The 17,604-nt window shown below is 68.6% G+C and carries 17 protein-coding genes; 15 read left to right on the top strand and 2 right to left on the bottom strand.

The genetic code is table 11. The features are described from left to right. Positions 1-2 precede the first annotated feature (2 nt). On the bottom strand, positions 3-1,355 hold the full coding sequence (locus AB4070_RS02145; protein ID WP_441978709.1) for a DUF349 domain-containing protein: 1,353 nt from the start codon (positions 1,353-1,355) through the stop codon (positions 3-5). Positions 1,356-1,569: 214 nt separating this feature from the next. Here AB4070_RS02145 and AB4070_RS02140 point away from each other — a divergent pair, with 214 nt between their 5' ends. Next, positions 1,570-3,456 carry an FAD-dependent oxidoreductase gene (locus tag AB4070_RS02140; RefSeq protein WP_441978708.1) on the top strand — a complete coding sequence of 629 codons (1,887 nt, stop codon included), beginning with the start codon at positions 1,570-1,572 and terminating at the stop codon, positions 3,454-3,456. Between the two features lie 50 nt (positions 3,457-3,506). Continuing rightward, positions 3,507-4,217, top strand: coding sequence for a winged helix-turn-helix domain-containing protein (locus tag AB4070_RS02135; protein WP_441978707.1), 711 nt, complete (start codon positions 3,507-3,509; stop codon positions 4,215-4,217). Positions 4,218-4,245: 28 nt separating this feature from the next. Here AB4070_RS02135 and AB4070_RS02130 read toward each other — a convergent pair whose 3' ends face one another. Continuing rightward, complete coding sequence (locus AB4070_RS02130; RefSeq protein ID WP_441978706.1) at positions 4,246-4,554, bottom strand: hypothetical protein; 309 nt, start codon at positions 4,552-4,554, stop codon at positions 4,246-4,248. Positions 4,555-4,738: 184 nt separating this feature from the next. On the opposite strand from AB4070_RS02130, the gene AB4070_RS02125 reads away from it, so the two are divergent. From AB4070_RS02125 to efp, 13 genes are all read left to right on the top strand, one after another. Further along, positions 4,739-5,599, top strand: coding sequence for a CAP domain-containing protein (locus AB4070_RS02125; RefSeq protein WP_441978705.1), 861 nt, complete (start codon positions 4,739-4,741; stop codon positions 5,597-5,599). A 101-nt stretch (positions 5,600-5,700) separates the two neighbouring features. Then, the gene (locus tag AB4070_RS02120; protein ID WP_441979023.1) at positions 5,701-7,023 is read left to right on the top strand and encodes a replication-associated recombination protein A; all 1,323 of its coding nucleotides are present in this window, start codon (positions 5,701-5,703) and stop codon (positions 7,021-7,023) included. Positions 7,024-7,204: 181 nt separating this feature from the next. Further along, positions 7,205-7,834: a 30S ribosomal protein S4 gene (gene rpsD / locus AB4070_RS02115; protein ID WP_441978704.1), complete on the top strand. Its 630-nt coding sequence runs from the start codon at positions 7,205-7,207 to the stop codon at positions 7,832-7,834. Between the two features lie 104 nt (positions 7,835-7,938). Next, a complete protein-coding gene (locus AB4070_RS02110) occupies positions 7,939-8,127 on the top strand; it encodes a hypothetical protein (protein WP_282846679.1) in 189 nt (62 codons plus the stop codon). A 75-nt stretch (positions 8,128-8,202) separates the two neighbouring features. Continuing rightward, the gene (alaS, locus tag AB4070_RS02105; RefSeq protein ID WP_441978703.1) at positions 8,203-10,863 is read left to right on the top strand and encodes an alanine--tRNA ligase; all 2,661 of its coding nucleotides are present in this window, start codon (positions 8,203-8,205) and stop codon (positions 10,861-10,863) included. After that, positions 10,860-11,333, top strand: a complete 474-nt coding sequence (gene ruvX, locus AB4070_RS02100) for a Holliday junction resolvase RuvX (RefSeq protein WP_441978702.1) — start codon at positions 10,860-10,862, stop codon at positions 11,331-11,333. The genes alaS and ruvX overlap by 4 nt, the downstream gene beginning before the upstream one ends. A 2-nt stretch (positions 11,334-11,335) precedes the next feature. After that, positions 11,336-12,856, top strand: a complete 1,521-nt coding sequence (mltG, locus tag AB4070_RS02095) for an endolytic transglycosylase MltG (protein ID WP_441978701.1) — start codon at positions 11,336-11,338, stop codon at positions 12,854-12,856. A gap of 4 nt (positions 12,857-12,860) precedes the next feature. After that, positions 12,861-13,673, top strand: a complete 813-nt coding sequence (locus tag AB4070_RS02090) for a shikimate dehydrogenase (RefSeq protein ID WP_441978700.1) — start codon at positions 12,861-12,863, stop codon at positions 13,671-13,673. 63 nt (positions 13,674-13,736) lie between these two features. Further along, the gene (gene aroC / locus AB4070_RS02085; RefSeq protein WP_441978699.1) at positions 13,737-14,966 is read left to right on the top strand and encodes a chorismate synthase; all 1,230 of its coding nucleotides are present in this window, start codon (positions 13,737-13,739) and stop codon (positions 14,964-14,966) included. Then, positions 14,950-15,468 (top strand): shikimate kinase, encoded by a 519-nt coding sequence (locus AB4070_RS02080; RefSeq protein WP_441978698.1) that lies wholly within the window; start codon positions 14,950-14,952, stop codon positions 15,466-15,468. Before aroC ends, AB4070_RS02080 begins: the two co-directional genes overlap by 17 nt. Further along, positions 15,465-16,553 (top strand): 3-dehydroquinate synthase, encoded by a 1,089-nt coding sequence (gene aroB, locus AB4070_RS02075; RefSeq protein ID WP_441978697.1) that lies wholly within the window; start codon positions 15,465-15,467, stop codon positions 16,551-16,553. Before AB4070_RS02080 ends, aroB begins: the two co-directional genes overlap by 4 nt. Then, the gene (aroQ, locus tag AB4070_RS02070; protein WP_441978696.1) at positions 16,550-16,987 is read left to right on the top strand and encodes a type II 3-dehydroquinate dehydratase; all 438 of its coding nucleotides are present in this window, start codon (positions 16,550-16,552) and stop codon (positions 16,985-16,987) included. The genes aroB and aroQ overlap by 4 nt, the downstream gene beginning before the upstream one ends. Before the next feature lie 55 nt (positions 16,988-17,042). After that, a complete protein-coding gene (gene efp / locus AB4070_RS02065) occupies positions 17,043-17,603 on the top strand; it encodes an elongation factor P (protein WP_441978695.1) in 561 nt (186 codons plus the stop codon). The last annotated feature ends 1 nt before the right edge of the window (position 17,604 follow it).

Here is a 17,604-nt window from a genome sequence, read left to right as displayed (position 1 = left end):
GTTCAGCCGCCGAGTGCGCTCAGCCAGGCCCGGCGTGCTTCCAGAGCATCCGCTGCGGCCTTGGCGGCCTTCTTGTCGCCGGCCTGCTCTGCCGCGGCCACCTCGGCCTCGAGCTTCTCGATGGCTTCCAGCAGCTGGGAGCTCATGTCGTTCGCGCGTGCCTTGGTCTCGGGGTTGTTCTTCCTCCAGTCCACATCTTCACGGGCTTTGAGGCCCTGCTCGATGGCGCGCAGCTTGTCGTCGAGCGCGCGCTCCTTGTCCCGGGGGAAGATGCGCCCGATCTCGTCCCACTGCCGCTGGATGCGGGTCAGGAGAGCGCGAGCTCGCTTGATGTTGGGCTCGTCTGCGACACCCTTCGCCTCTTCGAGGAGTGCTTCGCGTGCCTCGATCTTCGGAGCGGAATCCGCTTCCTCAGCGGCAGCCTCCTCGGCACGGGCGGCATAGAGGGCGTCGCCCGCAGCCTTGAAGCGCGCCCAGAGCGCGTCATCGGCCTTGCGACCGGCGCGGCCGGACGCCTTCCACTCGTCGAGGAGGTTGCGGTAGGCGGGGATGCCGTCGGTGCCGCGGGGGGCGAGGGCTTCCGCGCGCTCCACGAGACGGGTCTTCGCGTCGCGGGCGACCTTGTGGGCGTCATCGAGCTCGGAGTAGAAGGCGCGGCGCTGCTTGTCTACGACAGCCCGCGCGTCGCGGAAACGCTTCCAGAGCTGCTGGGAGATGCCCTTCGACAGGCGCGGCCCGTTCTGCTGCTGCGCCTGCCAGGCGTCGAACAGCTCTCCGAGTTCAGCCGTGACCTGCTTCCACTGCACCTTGCTGAGGTCACGTGCGGCGATCGCCTCGGCGCGCTCGACGAGTTCGGTTCGCTCGGCGATCGCCTTGTCGACGAGTTCCTTCGCCTGCTTCGCCTCCTGCTCCGTCGCCTCCGAGAGAGACGAGGTCAGGGCGTCGAGTCGATCGCGCAGACCGGCCAGGTCGCCGACCGCAGCCGCATCGGTGGCTTCGTCGATCAGGTGCTTCGCCTGCTTGACGAGGTCGCTCGCTGACGCGCCGCCGGCCTGATGGCGCTGTTCGAGCGCATGCACCTTGAAGGCGATGTCGTCGAACTTGCGGACGAAGTAGGCGAGGGCCTCATCGGGCGTGCCGTCCGGGTACTGGCCGACGACGCGCCAGGCGTCGCCCTCCTTGACCTCGACGGTTCCGTCCTCGGTGACGCGCCCCCATTCCGCCGACGTCGATGACGCGGCGGGAACCGGTGCGGCAGGCGCGACAGCGGCCGGCGTCGGCGCCTTGCGCGGCATAGGCACGGAGGGGGGTCCGGGGACGGGGGGAGTCGGCTTCGTGGGCTCGTTGGCAGACACGTGATTCTCCTTGCGCGGTCGGGCCGCGGGAGGCGGAAAGGACGAGGCTCAGCCTAGTACGCCCGAGCGCCACGGGTGAGGCCCGGGCATCACGCGGGATCGTTACCGTTCTGTGATGAGATCTTTCGACGGAGGACACACAGCTCGTCATCTCCGGGAAACACGGCCCTCCTAGTGTCGCCAGGACGACAGCCATCCGGTCGACAGGAGCAGTATGAAGGACACCACATCCCCACCGGGCGAGATCGTCGTCGTCGGAGCGGGGATGGCGGCGCATCGGTTCGTGGAGCGCCTGCTCCGCGACCCGGGAACGGCCGCGCGGATCACCGTCATCGGAGATGAGAGTCACGGGCCGTACGACAGATCCGAGGTGGCGGGGCTCCTCTCCGGTGACGATCCTGCAGGGCTCCAGTTGGACCGCTCCGTCTTCCGCGACGACCGCGTCCGGCTGGTGCGTGATGACCGCGTGCTGCGTATCGATCGCACGGCCCGCACCGTGCGGACGCGCTCCCGGCGCACATATTCCTACGACACCCTGGTGCTCGCAACCGGCTCGTTCGCTTCGCAGGTGGCCGTATCGGGAGCTCGGCTTCCCGGGTGCTTCGTGCTGCACTCGATCGAGGACGCGGAAGCGATCAGGACCTTCGTGGAGGTGCGATCCGGCGTCCTCGGGCGCCCGCTGCGCGGCGTCGTGATCGGAGGAGGCCGACGCGGGCTCGAAGCCGCGGTCGCGCTGGACGAGGCGGGGGTCGCCACCACGATCGTGCAGTATGCGGATCGCCTGCTTCCCGATCGGCTGGACGAGGTGGGCGCCGGCGTGCTGCAGTCCGCTCTCGAGGATCGAGGCATCGCGGTGCGCACACGCACGAGGACGACGCGGCTCGACGCGGACGACTCGGGTGCGGTCACCGCTCTCGAGTTCCAAGACGGGACGTTCCGGCGGGCAGATGTAGTGCTGTTCACCGTCGGCGTGCGACCACGTGACGAACTCGCCCGCAATGCGGGGCTCGGTGTGCACGCGCAGGGCGGGGTGATCATCGACGAGCGGTGCGTCACTTCGGATCCGCACATCCTCGCGATCGGCGAGGTGGCCTGCTTCGACGAACGTGCCGTGGATTCCGCCGCCGGCGCGCACTCCACGGCGGAGGTCGCGGCGGAGCGAGTGTGTGGGGGAGTGACACGGTTCACCGGGCACGAAGCCCATTTCCACCGCACCATCGCCGGGGTCGACATCGTGAGCTTCGGCGAGCCGTGGGCGGCTTCTCGGGGTGCGGTCGACGTCGTCACGCTCTCCCGTCGCGGCGGTGCCTACCGCAAGCTGGTCCTGAGCGACGATGCGCAGACTCTCCTCGGGGGCGTCCTCGTCGGCGATACGAGCGGACACGTCGCCTTTCGGCGGGCCGTCGGTGCACGGCTACGGGGCGAGGTCGCCGAGGAACTGGGTCGTACGGCTCCGGACCAGGGTGGGACGATCCCGGTCTGCGTCCACATCGGGATGTCATCGCGCGAACTCCGGGAAGTGATCCGCACAGAAGGGTTGACCACCTTCACCGAGTTCGGGGTGCGTCTCGGGCGAGAGCCCGACTGTGCGCGTTGCAGCCTGGCTGTGGCTCGTGCACTCATGGAGCTGGCTGACGAGCGGTTGCCGCAGCGAGGGGAAGACGCCCCAGGAGGGCGAGCCCGTCGTGTGGTCGGCTCGGCGTCGGCCGGCAGCCGCGTGAGCCTCTCCGCCGCGAAGGGAGGGGAGCTCGGCCCCCAGCAGCTCGTCGACATCGGCTGTATCGCTCTGGACCTCGGCCTGTCGCTGCAGATCCTCGACTCGCGGATCGAGCTGCGGGGAGTCCGTCGCGGACAGCATCCAGCGTTGCGGGAACGACTGGCCGCGGCCGGGATCCTCGGCGAAGAGCCCCCGCTGCTCACGGGCTCGGGCGACGCTCAGGAGCCGTCCCTCCCGAGCGGCGGATCCGAGCCACCGCAACCGAGGCCGTCGACCGACGCCTCGCAGAACATCGTCAGAACGATGGACGCAGGTTGGGCCGATCGCGGTCGCTCGATCGGTCGGCACCGTGCCTCGCCGCTGCGCGCGGAGAACCCCGCATGACGGCCGGGCGTTCGGGGGCACGCCCGGTGCTCGCAGGATGCAGGATCATCGTGTCGGACGATGCGCGAACCGCCGGAGGTCACTCCGCGGGGAGCAGCGGGTCGAACGATGACGACTGGCGTCGCGTCCTGGAAAGAGCGGGGGCCGAGCTGCTGCGCGTCGTGACGCCGCGCGTACCGACGCCGGCTCCGGTCGGCCTGCGTCGTGCCGCGCACCGAGCAGGAGCCGGCGGCGCGGATGCTGTGCTGTTCACGGCGTCGACGGCGGCGTGGGTCGAGGCGGTGGCGAGTTCCGGTGCCCTCGACGCGAACCGGCGGAGGGCGGAGGCGGAACGGCTGCTCCTCATCGCCGTCGAGGAACGGGAGGCGAGCCGGCTGCGAGCGATCGGGCTCCGTGCTCGACACATCGAGCCGTCGACGCAGGCCGGGCTGGCGGAAAGCGTCCTCGCGCACTATCGAAGCGGAGCAGGATCCGTTCTCACAGTGGCCGGGCTCCTCGAGGTGCGCAGCGGAGGTGTCGTGCTCGACGACGGCTTCGTCCCCCTGTCGGGTGGAGCGGTCGCGCTGATCGAAGCACTGTTCCTCGCCCGCGGCCGCGTGCTCTCGCGTGCGGAGCTCGGTCGGGTGCTCCCGGGTGGGCGTCGCAGTGATCGAGCGGTGGAAGTCGCCGTCGGGCGGTTGCGCGACTCCCTGGGGCGGAGCGATCTCATCCAGACGGTCGTGAAGCGGGGTTATCGCCTTGCGGTCGCAGAGCCCCGATGAGGGCGAGGGGCATGAGAGCGTGTGCAGGCTACTCGGTCGGCGCCGGTTCCTCGCTGGGAGCGGGCGTCTCGGCGGGAGCCGGTGCGTCGCTGGGAGTCGGCGTCTCGGTCGGAGCAACCGTGGGAGTGGGCGTGGGTTCGGGCGCCGTGACCTGCGCATGCACGACCTGGCTCGCGACCGCAGCCGACACGATGACGATGCCGACGATGACCCCGATCGCGTTGTCTCTGGTACGGCGACGGATCAGTCCTTCGTGCACGGCGTTGCGTGCCGCATGGATGCGGGCGCGTTCCGCCTGCGTGCGCTGCTGTGCATTCTTGGATCCGCGTGCTGCCATCTGCCCTGTTTCCCCTCACTGTGTCGCTGTGCGACCTCGCCTCAGAGCCTAGCGTCGTCAACTCTTCGCACCGATGCGCTGCGTACGGCCGCTCGGCACGGCTCGGCGCCGAAGGCTCGCCATTCCGTGGCCGAGCGGCTACTTTTGGGCTATTGATCGCCTCCGTCCGAAAAGGAGCACACTCATGCGGTGGACCCGAAACCTCGTCGCGGCCCTCGTCGTCAGCGCGGCAGCCGTCCTCGGTGTCGTGCCGCCGGTGAGCGCGGCGGAGATCGCACCGCCGAATGCGGATATCGCACGGATTCTCGCGGATACGAACGCCGCACGGGCCGCCAACGGACTTGCGCCGCTGGTGCTGGACGGGGATGTGACGACGGTCGCACAGAACTGGTCGGCGACCCAGTCCCGCGAGGGCCGGATGTACCACAACCCGCAGTATTCGAGCCAGATCCCCGGGGGATGGAGCAGGGCAGCCGAGAACGTCGCGTCCGGCTATTCGTCGGCGACTGTCGTCGCAGCATGGATGAACTCGCCGGGGCACCGCGCGAACATCCTCGGCGACTACACGACGATCGGCATCGGTCTCGTCAACGGCTATGCCACACAGGTGTTCGCCAAGTATCCGGTATCGACGCCCACTCCGACGGTGTCGCTGCGGGACGCCTCCGTGCGCAGTCACGTCGCCCAGCGGGGATGGATCGCTGGGGGCGGCACGACGGGGCAAGGACTGCGCCTCGAAGCGGTCGCGGTGCGCCAGCAGACGGGCAAGGTCATCTGCCTTCAGGCGCACGTGCAGAACATCGGGTGGATGACGCCCGTCTGCACGCAGGGTGCCGGTACCGAGGTGACGGCGGGGACGACCGGTCGAGGGCTTCGGATGGAGGCCCTCCGCGTGTGGAGTCCGGGCAACACGGTGTCAGGGCGAGGGCACGTTTCGAACATCGGTTGGCAACCACGTGTGGTCTCCTCGGCGCCGGGCAACCAGATCTCCCTCGGCACGACGGGGCAGGCGAGGCAGCTCGAGTTCGTCGACCTCTTCCAGTGACGGCGACTTCCTGAGACGGCGATGTCGCTCGCCCCGAGTAGCCTTGGCGGGTGACCCCTTCCGCGCCGCTGCTCTCCGGGCAGACGCCCCTCGCCGTGCGCATGCGCCCGACCTCGCTCGCCGAGGTCGCCGGGCAGCGTCACCTGCTCCGGGCGGGTTCGCCGATCGTCGCCCTCGCTGATCCGAAGGCGGCAGCGCCGGGAGCCGTATCGATCATCCTGTGGGGGCCGCCAGGCACCGGCAAGACCACGCTGGCACAGGCCATCGCACGTTCGTCGGGGCGACGCTTCGTCGAGTTGTCCGCCATCACCGCTGGTGTCAAGGACGTGCGCGAAGTCATGCAGGAGGCGGTGAATCAACGCGATCTCTACGGTCAGACGACCATCCTCTTCCTCGACGAGATCCACCGCTTCACGAAGGCGCAGCAGGACGCTCTGCTGCCCGGGGTCGAGAACGGGTGGGTGATCCTCATCGCCGCGACCACGGAGAACCCCTCCTTCTCCGTGATCTCGCCGTTACTCTCGCGTTCTCTGCTGCTGACGCTGCAGCCGCTGACCGACGAGGACATCGGCGTGCTCCTCGACCGTGCGGTGACCGACGCGCGGGGCCTCAACGGAACCGTCACGCTCAGCGACGAAGCCCGATCCGCCCTCCTGAGACTCGCATCGGGGGATGCTCGGCGCGCCCTCACGGGGTTGGAGGCCGGCGCTGCCGTGGCCCTGTCACACGCCAAGACAGGCGAGCCCGGTGACGGCGCCGGTGGCGAGGAGGACGAGAGCACGGGGCCGCCCGAGGTCTCCGCCGATGACATCGCCCAGGCGGTCGACAAGGCGCTGCTGCGGTACGACCGTCAGGGTGATGAGCACTACGACGTCATCAGCGCGTTCATCAAGTCGATCAGGGGATCCGACCCCGACGCCGCGCTGCACTATCTCGCCCGCATGATCGAGGCGGGGGAGGATCCGCGGTTCATCGCCAGGCGCCTCGTCATCTCCGCATCGGAAGACGTCGGCCTCGCCGACCCGCAGGCGATGGTCATCGCCGTCGCCGCCGCCGATGCGGTGGCGTTCATCGGCATGCCGGAGGGACGCATCCCGCTCGCAGAGGCGACCGTGTACCTGGCGACCACGGCCAAGTCGAACGCCGCCTACGTGGGCATCGATGCCGCGATCGCCGACATTCGTGCGGGAGGTTTCGGCAGGGTTCCGCTGCATCTGCGCGACGCCCACTATCCGGGCGCGAAGCGGCTCGGGCACGGCCGCGGGTACGTCTACTCGCACGACAGCGAATTCGGGATCGTGCCCCAGCAGTATCTGCCGGATGAGCTGGATGGTCGACGCTATTACCAGCCGAAGAACCTCGGCGCGGAGCGTGACATCGGTTCCCGGCTCGAGCGCATCCGTCGCATCCTCGGCGATCGCTGAGCCGCAGATCCGGTCGAGAGGCACGATCTGTTAGACTTGAGCGGCTCGAAACCGAGTTTTCGGGCATCTCCTCGTTCACACCCCACCTTGCTGGCGCCCCGGCGTGCGCTCCAAGGCAGAACGCGGACGATACGTCCGCGAGTCGCGAAAGCCGCGACCGCGTCATCGGAAGGAACGCTTCGTGACCACGAAGTCCCAGGACCGCCGCAAGGTGCGTCTCAGCCGCGCCCTCGGCGTCGCACTCACCCCGAAGGCCGCCCGCTACCTCGAGAAGCGCCCGTACGCTCCGGGTGAGCACGGCCGCACCAAGCGCAAGGCAGACAGCGACTACGCCGTCCGTCTGCGTGAGAAGCAGCGTCTGCGTGAGCAGTACGGCATCCGCGAGAAGCAGATGCGCAACACGTTCAACGAGGCTCGTCGTCAGGACGGCCTGACCGGTGAGAACCTGGTCGAGCTGCTCGAGATGCGTCTCGACGCACTCGTCGTTCGTTCGGGCTTCGCCCGCACCACCGCGCAGGCTCGCCAGCTCGTCGTGCACCGTCACATCCTGGTCGACGGCCAGCTCGTCGACCGCCCGTCGTTCCGCGTGAAGCCGGGTCAGCTCATCCACGTCAAGCCCAAGAGCGAGGGCACCGAGCCCTTCCAGGTGGCAGCAGCCGGCGGTCACGCCGAGGTCCTGCCCCCCGTTCCCGGCTACCTCGAGGTCGAGCTCGACAAGCTCCAGTCGCGTCTGGTCCGTCGCCCGAAGCGCGCCGAGGTCCCCGTGACCTGTGAAGTGCAGCTCGTCGTCGAGTACTACGCGGCTCGCTGATACACCGCATACACGAGAGGCGTCGGGGAAACCCGACGCCTCTCGTCGTTTTTGCATACGATGGGATCACCGCGCCTTCGCGGCTCAGAGGCAAGGATGGCGTCATGAAGAAGTTGCAGTGGTTCCTGATCGGAGTGATCGGCGGCTTCGTCGCGGCCCATTTCATGAACAAGGACCCGCGGGGTCATGACATCCTCGCCGAGGTCGATGCCCGCATCAACGGCTTCACCTCCCTGATCGGCGACGCATACCGTGCCGAAGACGCTCGGCTCGCAGAGCCGGAACAGAACTGACATCTCCCGCGCGCCTCGCGCAGCATCGCTCCACGCGACCATCTCTCCACGCGACCTAGGACACCTGGCACCTCTATGAAAACTGCGGAAATCGCGCAGCGTTACCTCGACTTCTTCGAGAAGAACGACCACCTCATCGTCCCCTCCGCCTCTCTGGTCAGCGACGACCCTTCTCTGCTGTTCACCGTCGCCGGAATGGTGCCGATGATCCCGTACCTCACCGGGGTGGTGCCCGCTCCGCACCCGCGCATCGCGGACGTGCAGAAGTGCATCCGCACCAATGACATCGAAGAGGTGGGCCGCACCGCCCGTCACGGGACGTTCTTCCAGATGCTGGGCAACTGGTCCTTCGGCGATTACTTCAAGGAAGGCGCGATCCGTTACGCCTGGGAGCTGCTGACCAGCTCGGAGTCCGACGGCGGTCTCGGCTTCGACGAGAAGGACCTCTGGGTCACGGTCTACGAGACAGACGACGAGGCCGAAGCGATCTGGCGCGACATCATCGGGCTCAAGCCCGAGCGCATCCAGCGTCTCGGCCGCGCGGACAACTACTGGAACACCGGTCAGCCCGGTCCGGGTGGCCCCGATTCGGAGATCTTCTTCGATCGTGGCCCCGCTTACGGCAAGGACGGCGGCCCCGCCGTCGACGACTCGCGGTTCCTGGAGATCTGGAATCTCGTGTTCATGCAGGACTTCATCGAGAACATCCGCGGCAAGACCGAGTTCGACATCGTCGGTGAGCTCCCGATGAAGAACATCGACACCGGGATGGGTCTCGAGCGCGTCGCCTTCCTCAAGCAGGGCGTCGACAACATGTACGAGTCCGACCAGGTGCGGCCCGTGCTCGATCGCGCCGTCGAACTCTCCGGACGCCCTTACGGCGTGCAGCATGAGGACGACGTGCGGTTCCGCGTCGTCGCCGACCACGTCCGGTCCTCGCTCATGCTCCTCTCCGACGGAGTCCGCCCCTCCAACGAGGGACGGGGATACATCCTCCGCCGTCTGATGCGCCGCACGGTCCGTTCGATGCGGCTGCTCGGCGTCGACGAGCCGGTCTTCCCCGAGCTCTTCGCCGCGTCGCGCGACGTGATGAAGACCACGTACCCCGAGCTCGAGAAGGACTGGCCGGTGCTCTCGGCGTCGGCGTTCGCCGAGGAGGAGACGTTCCGTCGCACCCTCGTCGCCGGCTCCACGATCCTCGACCTGGCGCTCGACGAGACCAGGAAGGGCGGCGGGAAGACGCTGAGCGGGCCGGAGGCGTTCCTTCTGCACGACACCTACGGTTTCCCCATCGACCTCACGCTCGAGGTCGCCGAGGAGGCGGGGCTGGACGTCGACCGTTCCGCCTTCGACAATCTCATGCAGGAGCAGCGTCAGCGCGCCAAGGACGACGCCCGCAACCGCAAGCGGCAGCTCGCCGACGTGTCGGTCTACCGTGAGCTGCGCGCCCTGGGCGAGACCGGCTTCGACGGGTACACGGCGCTCGAGGTCGAGTCGCGTGTGCTCGGACTCCTCGTCGACGGCGTTCCCGTGCGCAGCGCCGCCGAGGGGCAGATCGCCGAGGTCGTGCTGGCCGAGACGACGCTGTATGCCGAGTCCGGCGGCCAGGTCGCCGACAAGGGCACGATCGTGGGCCCGGGCTACGTCCTCGAAGTGCTGGATGTGCAGAAGCCGGTTCCCGGTCTGATCAGCCACACCGTCGAGGTCACGCGCGGAAGCGTCGCCGTCGACGACATCGCGACCACGGTCGTGGATGCAGCGAACCGCCGTGCTGCCCGCCAGGCCCACTCGGCGACGCACCTCGTGCACGCCGCGCTGCGCGACACGCTCGGTCCGACGGCGACGCAGGCAGGATCGTTGAACCGCGCCGGCTACATGCGCTTCGACTTCGCGTGGTCGCAGGCGCTCTCGGCAGACACCCGCAGCGAGATCGAGGAGATCACGAACCGCGCGGTGCAGGACTCGCTCGAAGTGACCACGCGCATCGTCTCGCTCGACGAGGCCGAGGAAGCCGGGGCCATGGCCCTGTTCGGCGAGAAGTACGGCGACGTGGTGCGCATGGTCGACATCGGCGGCCCGTGGTCCCGCGAGCTGTGCGCCGGTACGCACGTGAGCACGAGTGCCGAGATCGGACTGGTGAGCCTGGTCGGCGAGTCGTCGGTCGGCGCATCGAACCGCCGCATCGAGGCGCTCGTCGGCGCCGATGCCTTCCGTGAGCTCGCCGCTGAGCGTGCCATCGTCTCACAGCTCACCAGCTCGTTGAAGACTCCTCGCGAGCAGCTGCCCGAGCGTATCGCCGATCTGACCGCGAGCCTCAAGGCGGCAGAGAAGCGTATCGCGCAGTTCGAGGCGAAGGAGCGGGCGGGTCAGGTTCCCTCGATCGTCGAGGCTGCGACGCGCGTCGGAGCGTTCCGGCTGGCTGCGCAGAACCTCGGTGACGTGGCTTCTGCGGATGACGTGCGCGATCTCGTCAACGGCGTCCGTGATCGCCTCGGTTCGGATGCGGCTGTCGTGGCACTGGGCGCCGTGGTCAACGGACGCCCTGTCGTTGTCGTCGCCACCAACGAGGCGGCGCGGTCGGCCGGCGCGAAGGCCGGTGCGCTGGCGAAACGCGCAGCCGGGGTGCTCGGCGGCGGCGGCGGTGGACGAGACGACGTCGCACAGGGCGGCGGAGCGGATGTCACCGCACTCTCCGCGGCGCTCGACGCCATCTCCCAGGAGCTGCACAGCGCGTGAGCGGATTCCGTCGCGGAGTGCGTCTCGGCATCGACGTGGGAAGAGCGAGGGTCGGTGTCGCGCGCTCCGATCCCGACGGGATGCTCGCGGTGCCGGTGGAGACCGTGCCGCGGGATGACGCCTCGATCGACCGCATCGTCCAGATCGCGCAGGAGTACGACCTGTTGGAGTTCGTCGTCGGATTGCCGGTGAACATGCAGGGAGCGGACACCCCTTCGACGACGGATGCCCGTGAGTTCGCGGCCGCGCTCCAGGTGCGCAGCGGGCTCCCGGTGCGGCTCGTGGACGAACGACTGAGCACCGTGACCGCCCACGCAGCTTTGCGCAGTTCCGGGAGATCTCAGAAGAAGTCTCGTAGCATTGTGGATCAGGTCGCCGCCGTGGTGCTTCTGCAGCAGGCGATCGACATGGAGAAGAGCACCGGAAACCCGGCCGGTGCCACCATCTCGCCTGACGAGGAGCACGCCTGACGATGTCTGAACGTGACAGCGCCACACCCGAGCCCGACACCGACGCCCGGCTGGGCGACCTGTTCGAGAATCTGCCCGAACCCACGAGACAGATTCCGACCGTGGACAACAGCGCGCCTGCCCCCGGGTCGCGACGCGCCGCGAGGGAAGCGGCTGCGGGTGAGGGGACGGCCACACCGGCCCGCGGCACCGCCGGCCCGGCGGCACACCCCTCGAATGCGCCGGTGCGCGAATCTGCCGATCACGCCACCGGCCCGGACGCGTCGGCACCGTCTCCGACTCCGGTGCGAGCCTCTGCCGACGCGGCTCACGAGGCTGACGCGACGACACGGGCACACGCCGTGGCCGTCCCTGCGGCGGCTCCTGTCGCCGATGTGCCGGGGCCCGCGATCGGCGGCGGACTCGACGCCCTCTTCGTTCCCCACGACGACAACGTCGAGGCGAAGCCCAAGAAGAAGAAGCGGCGGAAGGGCTGCCTGATCGCGCTCGTGATCGTGCTCGCCATCTTCGGGGGGATCGCCGCCGGCGGCGCGTGGGTGTGGAACGCCTACGGCGACAAGATCAGTGACGCGATGGGGTGGGGCGAGTCGAAGGACTGGGAGCCCGGGCTGGCCAACGGCGAAGCCCTCGTCACCATCAAGCAGGGCGACACCGGGGGTCCTGTGTCTACCGCCCTCTATGAGGCCGGTGTGACGAAGACCGAAGACGTCTTCTACGACTACATCGTCGACGAGAACCTCGCGGTGACCTTCTACCCTGGCGTGTACCGCCTGCAGAAGAAGATGACGGCAGAAGCCGCCCTGGCCGCGCTGAAGGACGATGGCAACAAGATGGCCAACGCCGTCTCGGTCTCCGAGGGCGGGACGATCGTCTCGTCCCTCCCCGGTATGGCTGAGACGCTCGGTCTTCCGCTGGCCGACTTCGAAGCGGCGGTTCAAGACCCCTCGGCGTACGGGGTGGACGCACCGAGTCTGGAAGGCTGGCTGTTCCCCGCGGTGTACGAGTTCGACCCGGGAGTCACGGCGCCGCAGGTGATCCAGCGCATGGTGGACCGCACGCGGGAATCGCTCGACGCGGCAGGCGTACCCGCCGCCGATGCGGAGCGGATCCTCACGATCGCGTCGATCATCCAGCGCGAAGGCCGGCTCGACGACTTCGCGAAGGTGTCGAGGGTCATCCAGAATCGTCTCGACATCGACATGAAGCTGCAGATGGACTCGACGGCGCAGTACGGGTACGGCTCGCTGCATGAGGGGGTCGTCTCGAGCTCCAAGGAAGCTCTGGAGGACGACAACGACTGGAACACCTATGTGCGCACCGGTCTGCCGCTGACTCCCATCGCCAGCCCGAGCGATGCCGCCATCAAGGCCGCGATGGCGCCTGCCGACGGCCCGTGGCTGTACTTCGTCACGATCAACCTGGCGACGGGGGAGACGCAGTTCTCCGAGACGATGGCCGAGCACGAGCAGGGCATCGAGAAATGGCGCGAGTGGTGCCGGGCGAACCCCGACGCCGGTTGTTGAGACGGTGACGCGCTCTCGTCTGGCGGTCTGGGGCGATCCCATCGCGCATTCCAAGTCGCCTGCGCTCCATGCCGCTGCGTATCGCGTGCTCGGGCTCGACTGGGTCTATGGCCGGCGTCGGGTCGCCGCTGATGAATTCGAACCGGCACTCAACGGGCTCGACGACACGTGGCGGGGCCTCTCGCTGACCATGCCCCTGAAGGAGGCGGCGTTCCGTGCGGCGGTGAAGGTCGACCGTCACGCAGAGCTGACCGGAGCGGTCAACACGCTCCTGCTGGGGGAGCACCTCGCCGGTTTCAACACCGATGTGGGCGGGATCGTCGACGCTCTCACCGAGGCGGACGTGCCCGAGGCAGGGCACGTGCGCATTCTCGGTGCGGGGGCCACGGCTTCGTCCGCACTCGTCGCCGCATCCGAGCTGGGCGCCGTGCGTGTCGACGTCCGAGCGCGGCGCCCCGAAGCCGCCGCCGCACTCGTGGAACTCGGCGAACGGCTCGGAGTGATCGTCGACGTCGACTCCTTCGACGCGCCGCTGTCGGACGTCGACCTCACCGTGGCGACGCTGCCCGGAGGCGCCGAGCTCTCCGCCGATGTCACCGAGGCACTGGCTGTGTCAGGCGGAGCCCTCTTCGATGTGGCGTACGCGCCCTGGCCCTCTGCCCTCGCCGCGCTGTGGGGCGGAGACCGTGCCATCTCGGGACTCGGCATGCTGCTGCACCAGGCCGTGCGCCAGATCCGCATCTTCCGGAACGGAGATCCGGCGATCGCGCTGCCGGACGAGGACTCGGTGATAGCCGCCATGCGCGCCGCTCTCTGACACGGTCGGCGCGGACGACGAAACGCGGCGCGGCGCCGGTCGAACCCATGGGAGACTGGAGCAATGCTCCGCGTGCTCACGGCCGGCGAATCGCACGGCCCAGAACTCATCGCCGTCATGGAGGGACTGCCCTCCGGCGTCCCTGTGTCCTCCGAGGCCATCCAGGCCGATCTGGCTCGGCGCAAGCTGGGCTACGGTCGCGGCTCACGGATGAAGTTCGAGCAGGACGAGTTGACGATCTCGGGCGGCGTGCGACACGGGAAGAGCCTCGGCAGTCCGATCGCGCTCCGCATCGGCAACACCGAGTGGCCGAAGTGGATCGAGGTCATGAACCCCGAACCGGTGGAGCTCACGGACAAGTCCCGTGGGCGCAGCGCACCCCTCACGCGTCCACGTCCTGGTCACGCCGACCTCGTCGGAATGCAGAAGTACGACTTCGACGAGGCCCGTCCTATCCTCGAGAGGGCGAGCGCCAGGGAGACCGCCGCACGCGTCGCACTCGGTGCGATCGCCCGGTCGTTCCTCGGCGAGCTCGGTATCCGGCTCGTCAGCCACACGTTGTCGATCGGTCCGGTGCGCGTGCCGGAGGGATCTCCGCTGCCCACACCGGACGACGTGGACGCGCTGGACGCGGATCCGCTCCGGTGCTTCGACCCGACGACCTCCGCGCTGATGGTCGCTGAGGTGGACGACGCCAAGAAGGACGGCGACACCCTCGGTGGCATCGTCGAGGTCCTCGCTTACGGGCTCCCGCCCGGACTGGGCTCCCACGTGCACTGGGACCGTCGCCTCGACGCGCGCCTCGCGCAGGCGCTCATGAGCATCCAGGCCATCAAGGGTGTCGAGGTCGGCGACGGCTTCGAGACCACGCGCCGGCGGGGGTCTGCGGCGCACGACGAGCTCTTCGCCACCGCCGAGGGCATCACCCGCGGTTCCGATCGAGCCGGTGGCACCGAGGGCGGCATGTCGACGGGGACGGTGCTCCGCGTGCGCGCAGGGATGAAGCCGATCGCCACCGTGCCGCATGCGCTGCGAACGATCGACATCTCCACCGGAGACGACGCGACCGCCCACCACCAGCGATCCGACGTGTGCGCCGTGCCGGCAGCGGGCGTCGTCGCCGAGGCCATGGTCGCGGTCGAGCTCGCGAACGCCGTGCTGGAGAAGTTCGGCGGAGACAGCATCCGCGAGACCCGTCGCAACCTCGACGGATACCTGGCGGGCATCCCCGAAGAGCTGCGCACGACTCCCGCGTCCGAGGCGGCGCTCATCGCGCATGACGAGCGCGGCTGACCCGCTGACGCTGGTGCTGGTCGGTCCGATGGCCGCCGGCAAGACCAGCGTGGGTCGGCGTGTGGCGCGCCGGCTCGGGGTCGATTTCATCGACACCGACAAGCGGATCGTCGCCGCTCACGGTCCGATCTCCGTGATCTTCCGGGAGCATGGTGAGGAGCACTTCCGCGACCTCGAGCGGGCGGCTGTGGCCGAGGCGCTCTCCGAAGGGGGCGTGATATCGCTCGGCGGAGGCGCGGTGACGAAGGCCGCCACGCGGGACCTGCTCGCCGAGCATCCGGTGGTGTTCCTGACCGTGAGCCCCGAGGCCGTCGCCGATCGGCTGCGCGGCAGCAGCCGTCCGCTGCTGGCGGGGGAGGACCCGCTGGAGCGCTGGAAGAAGATCTTCGAGGAGCGCCGAGGGTGGTACGACGAGGTCTCCTCGGCCACCTTCGACACCTCACGTCGTCCGATGCAGAAGATCGCGGACGACATCGTGGCATGGAGGAGAGAGCAGCGATGAGCACGACGACCATCAGCGTCACCGGAGACGACGCCTACGACATCACGATCGGACGGGGGATCCTCGATCGGGTCTCGGCCGCGCTCGCACCGGGCGTGCGCAAGGTGCTCGTCGTGCACCCGCCGACCCTCGCGGCGCGCGCTGCCGAACTGCGCGACCGCCTCCTCGCCGATGCTGCCGATGGGCCGCGTGAGGTGCTCCTCGCGGAGATCCCCGATGCCGAGCAGGGCAAGCGGATCGAGGTCGCCGCATTCTGCTGGCAGGTCATGGGTCAGGCCGACTTCACGCGTTCCGATGCCGTGATCGGCTACGGCGGAGGCTCCGTCACCGACCTCGCCGGCTTCGTCGCCGCGACCTGGCTCCGCGGCGTGCAGCTCGTCCAGGTGCCGACGACGGTTCTCGGATTGGTGGACGCGGCTGTCGGCGGCAAGACGGGTATCAACACGGCCGAGGGCAAGAACCTCGTCGGGGCGTTCTGGGCACCGTCGGCCGTCGTCGGCGATCTCGACGAACTCGCCAGCCTGAGCCCGAACGAAGCGACGGCGGGCTTCGCGGAGGTCGTGAAAGCCGGCTTCATCTGGGCGCCGGAGATCCTCGACATCGTCGAAGCAGATCCCGCACGCGCCGTCGACCCGACGACCGAGGAGTTCCGTCGTGCCGTCGAGCTCGCGATCCGGATGAAGGCCGAGGTCGTGTCGGACGACTTCCGCGAGGCCGGACTGCGGGAGATCCTCAACTACGGCCACACGCTCGGCCACGCGATCGAGCACGCGGAGCGCTACCGGTGGCGTCACGGCGCCGCGATCTCGGTCGGCATGCTGTATGCGGCCGAGCTCTCGCGTCTCGCGGGACGACTGTCGGACACGGCAGCCGAGCGCCACCGCACGATCCTGGAATCGCTGGGACTTCCGACGTCGTACCGTGCCGGTGCGTGGCCACAGCTGCTCGCCACGATGCAGCGCGACAAGAAGAGCCGCGGAGGCATGCTGCGATTCATCCTGCTCGACGACATCGCGAAGCCGACGGTGCTGCAGGCTCCGGACGAGTCGCTGATGTTCGCCGCCTACCAGGAGGTGGGCGCGTGACCCGACGCATCCTCCTCGTCAATGGGCCGAATCTGAATCTGCTCGGCTCGCGCGAGCCGGAGATCTACGGCACCGCGACGCTCGCCGACGTCGAGCGCCTCACCGCCGATGCTGCGGCGGACCTGGGCTTCGAGGTGCGCGCAGTGCAGAGCAATCACGAGGGGGTGCTGATCGATGCGATCCACGCCGCGCGCGAAGACTGCGCGGCGATCGTGATCAATCCGGGCGGCCTCACGCACACGTCCGTGGTGCTGCGTGACGCGCTCACCGGAGTGTCGCTCCCGTTCGCCGAGGTGCACATCTCCGACGTCTACGCTCGCGAGGCGTTCCGGCACCACTCGTACCTCGACGACGTCGCCGCCGTTCGCGTCGTCGGGCGCGGAGTGGACGGCTACGCGGACGCCGTGCGGCAGCTCGCAGCACTCATCCCTTAGAATCGACTGTCGGCTCCGCCCGACCCCGCAGACTCACGAACGGAACTCGCAGCGCATGGCATCTACCGCAGACATCAAGAACGGCGTCGTCCTCAGCATCGACGGGCAGCTCTGGAGCGTCATCGAGTTCCAGCACGTCAAGCCCGGCAAGGGCGGTGCGTTCGTGCGCACCAAGCTCAAGAACGTCGTCTCGGGCAAGGTCGTCGACCGCACCTACAACGCCGGCGCGAAGATCGAGATCGAGAACGTCGACCGCCGCGACTACACGTACCTGTACACGGACGGCGACGGCTACGTCTTCATGGATCAGACCGACTTCGACCAGATCACGGTCGGCGCCGCCACGGTCGGCGACGCGAAGAACTTCCTGCTCGAGAACCAGAACGTCACGATCGCCCTGAACAACGGCAACCCGCTGTACATCGATCTGCCGGCGTCGGTGATCCTCGAGATCACCTACACCGAGCCTGGCCTGCAGGGCGACCGTTCCTCGGCCGGCACCAAGCCCGCCACGCTCGAGACCGGCTACGAGATCCAGGTGCCGCTGTTCGTCGAGGGCGGCACGAAGGTCAAGGTCGACACCCGCACGGGTGACTACCTCGGCCGCGAGAAGTAAG

It is taken from the genome of Microbacterium sp. 2RAF4, assembly GCF_052115285.1.
Taxonomy (GTDB): Bacteria; Actinomycetota; Actinomycetes; order Actinomycetales; family Microbacteriaceae; genus Microbacterium; species Microbacterium oxydans.
Note: the sequence above shows the minus strand (reverse complement) of the source record. Positions and strands in the feature narration are given on the sequence as shown.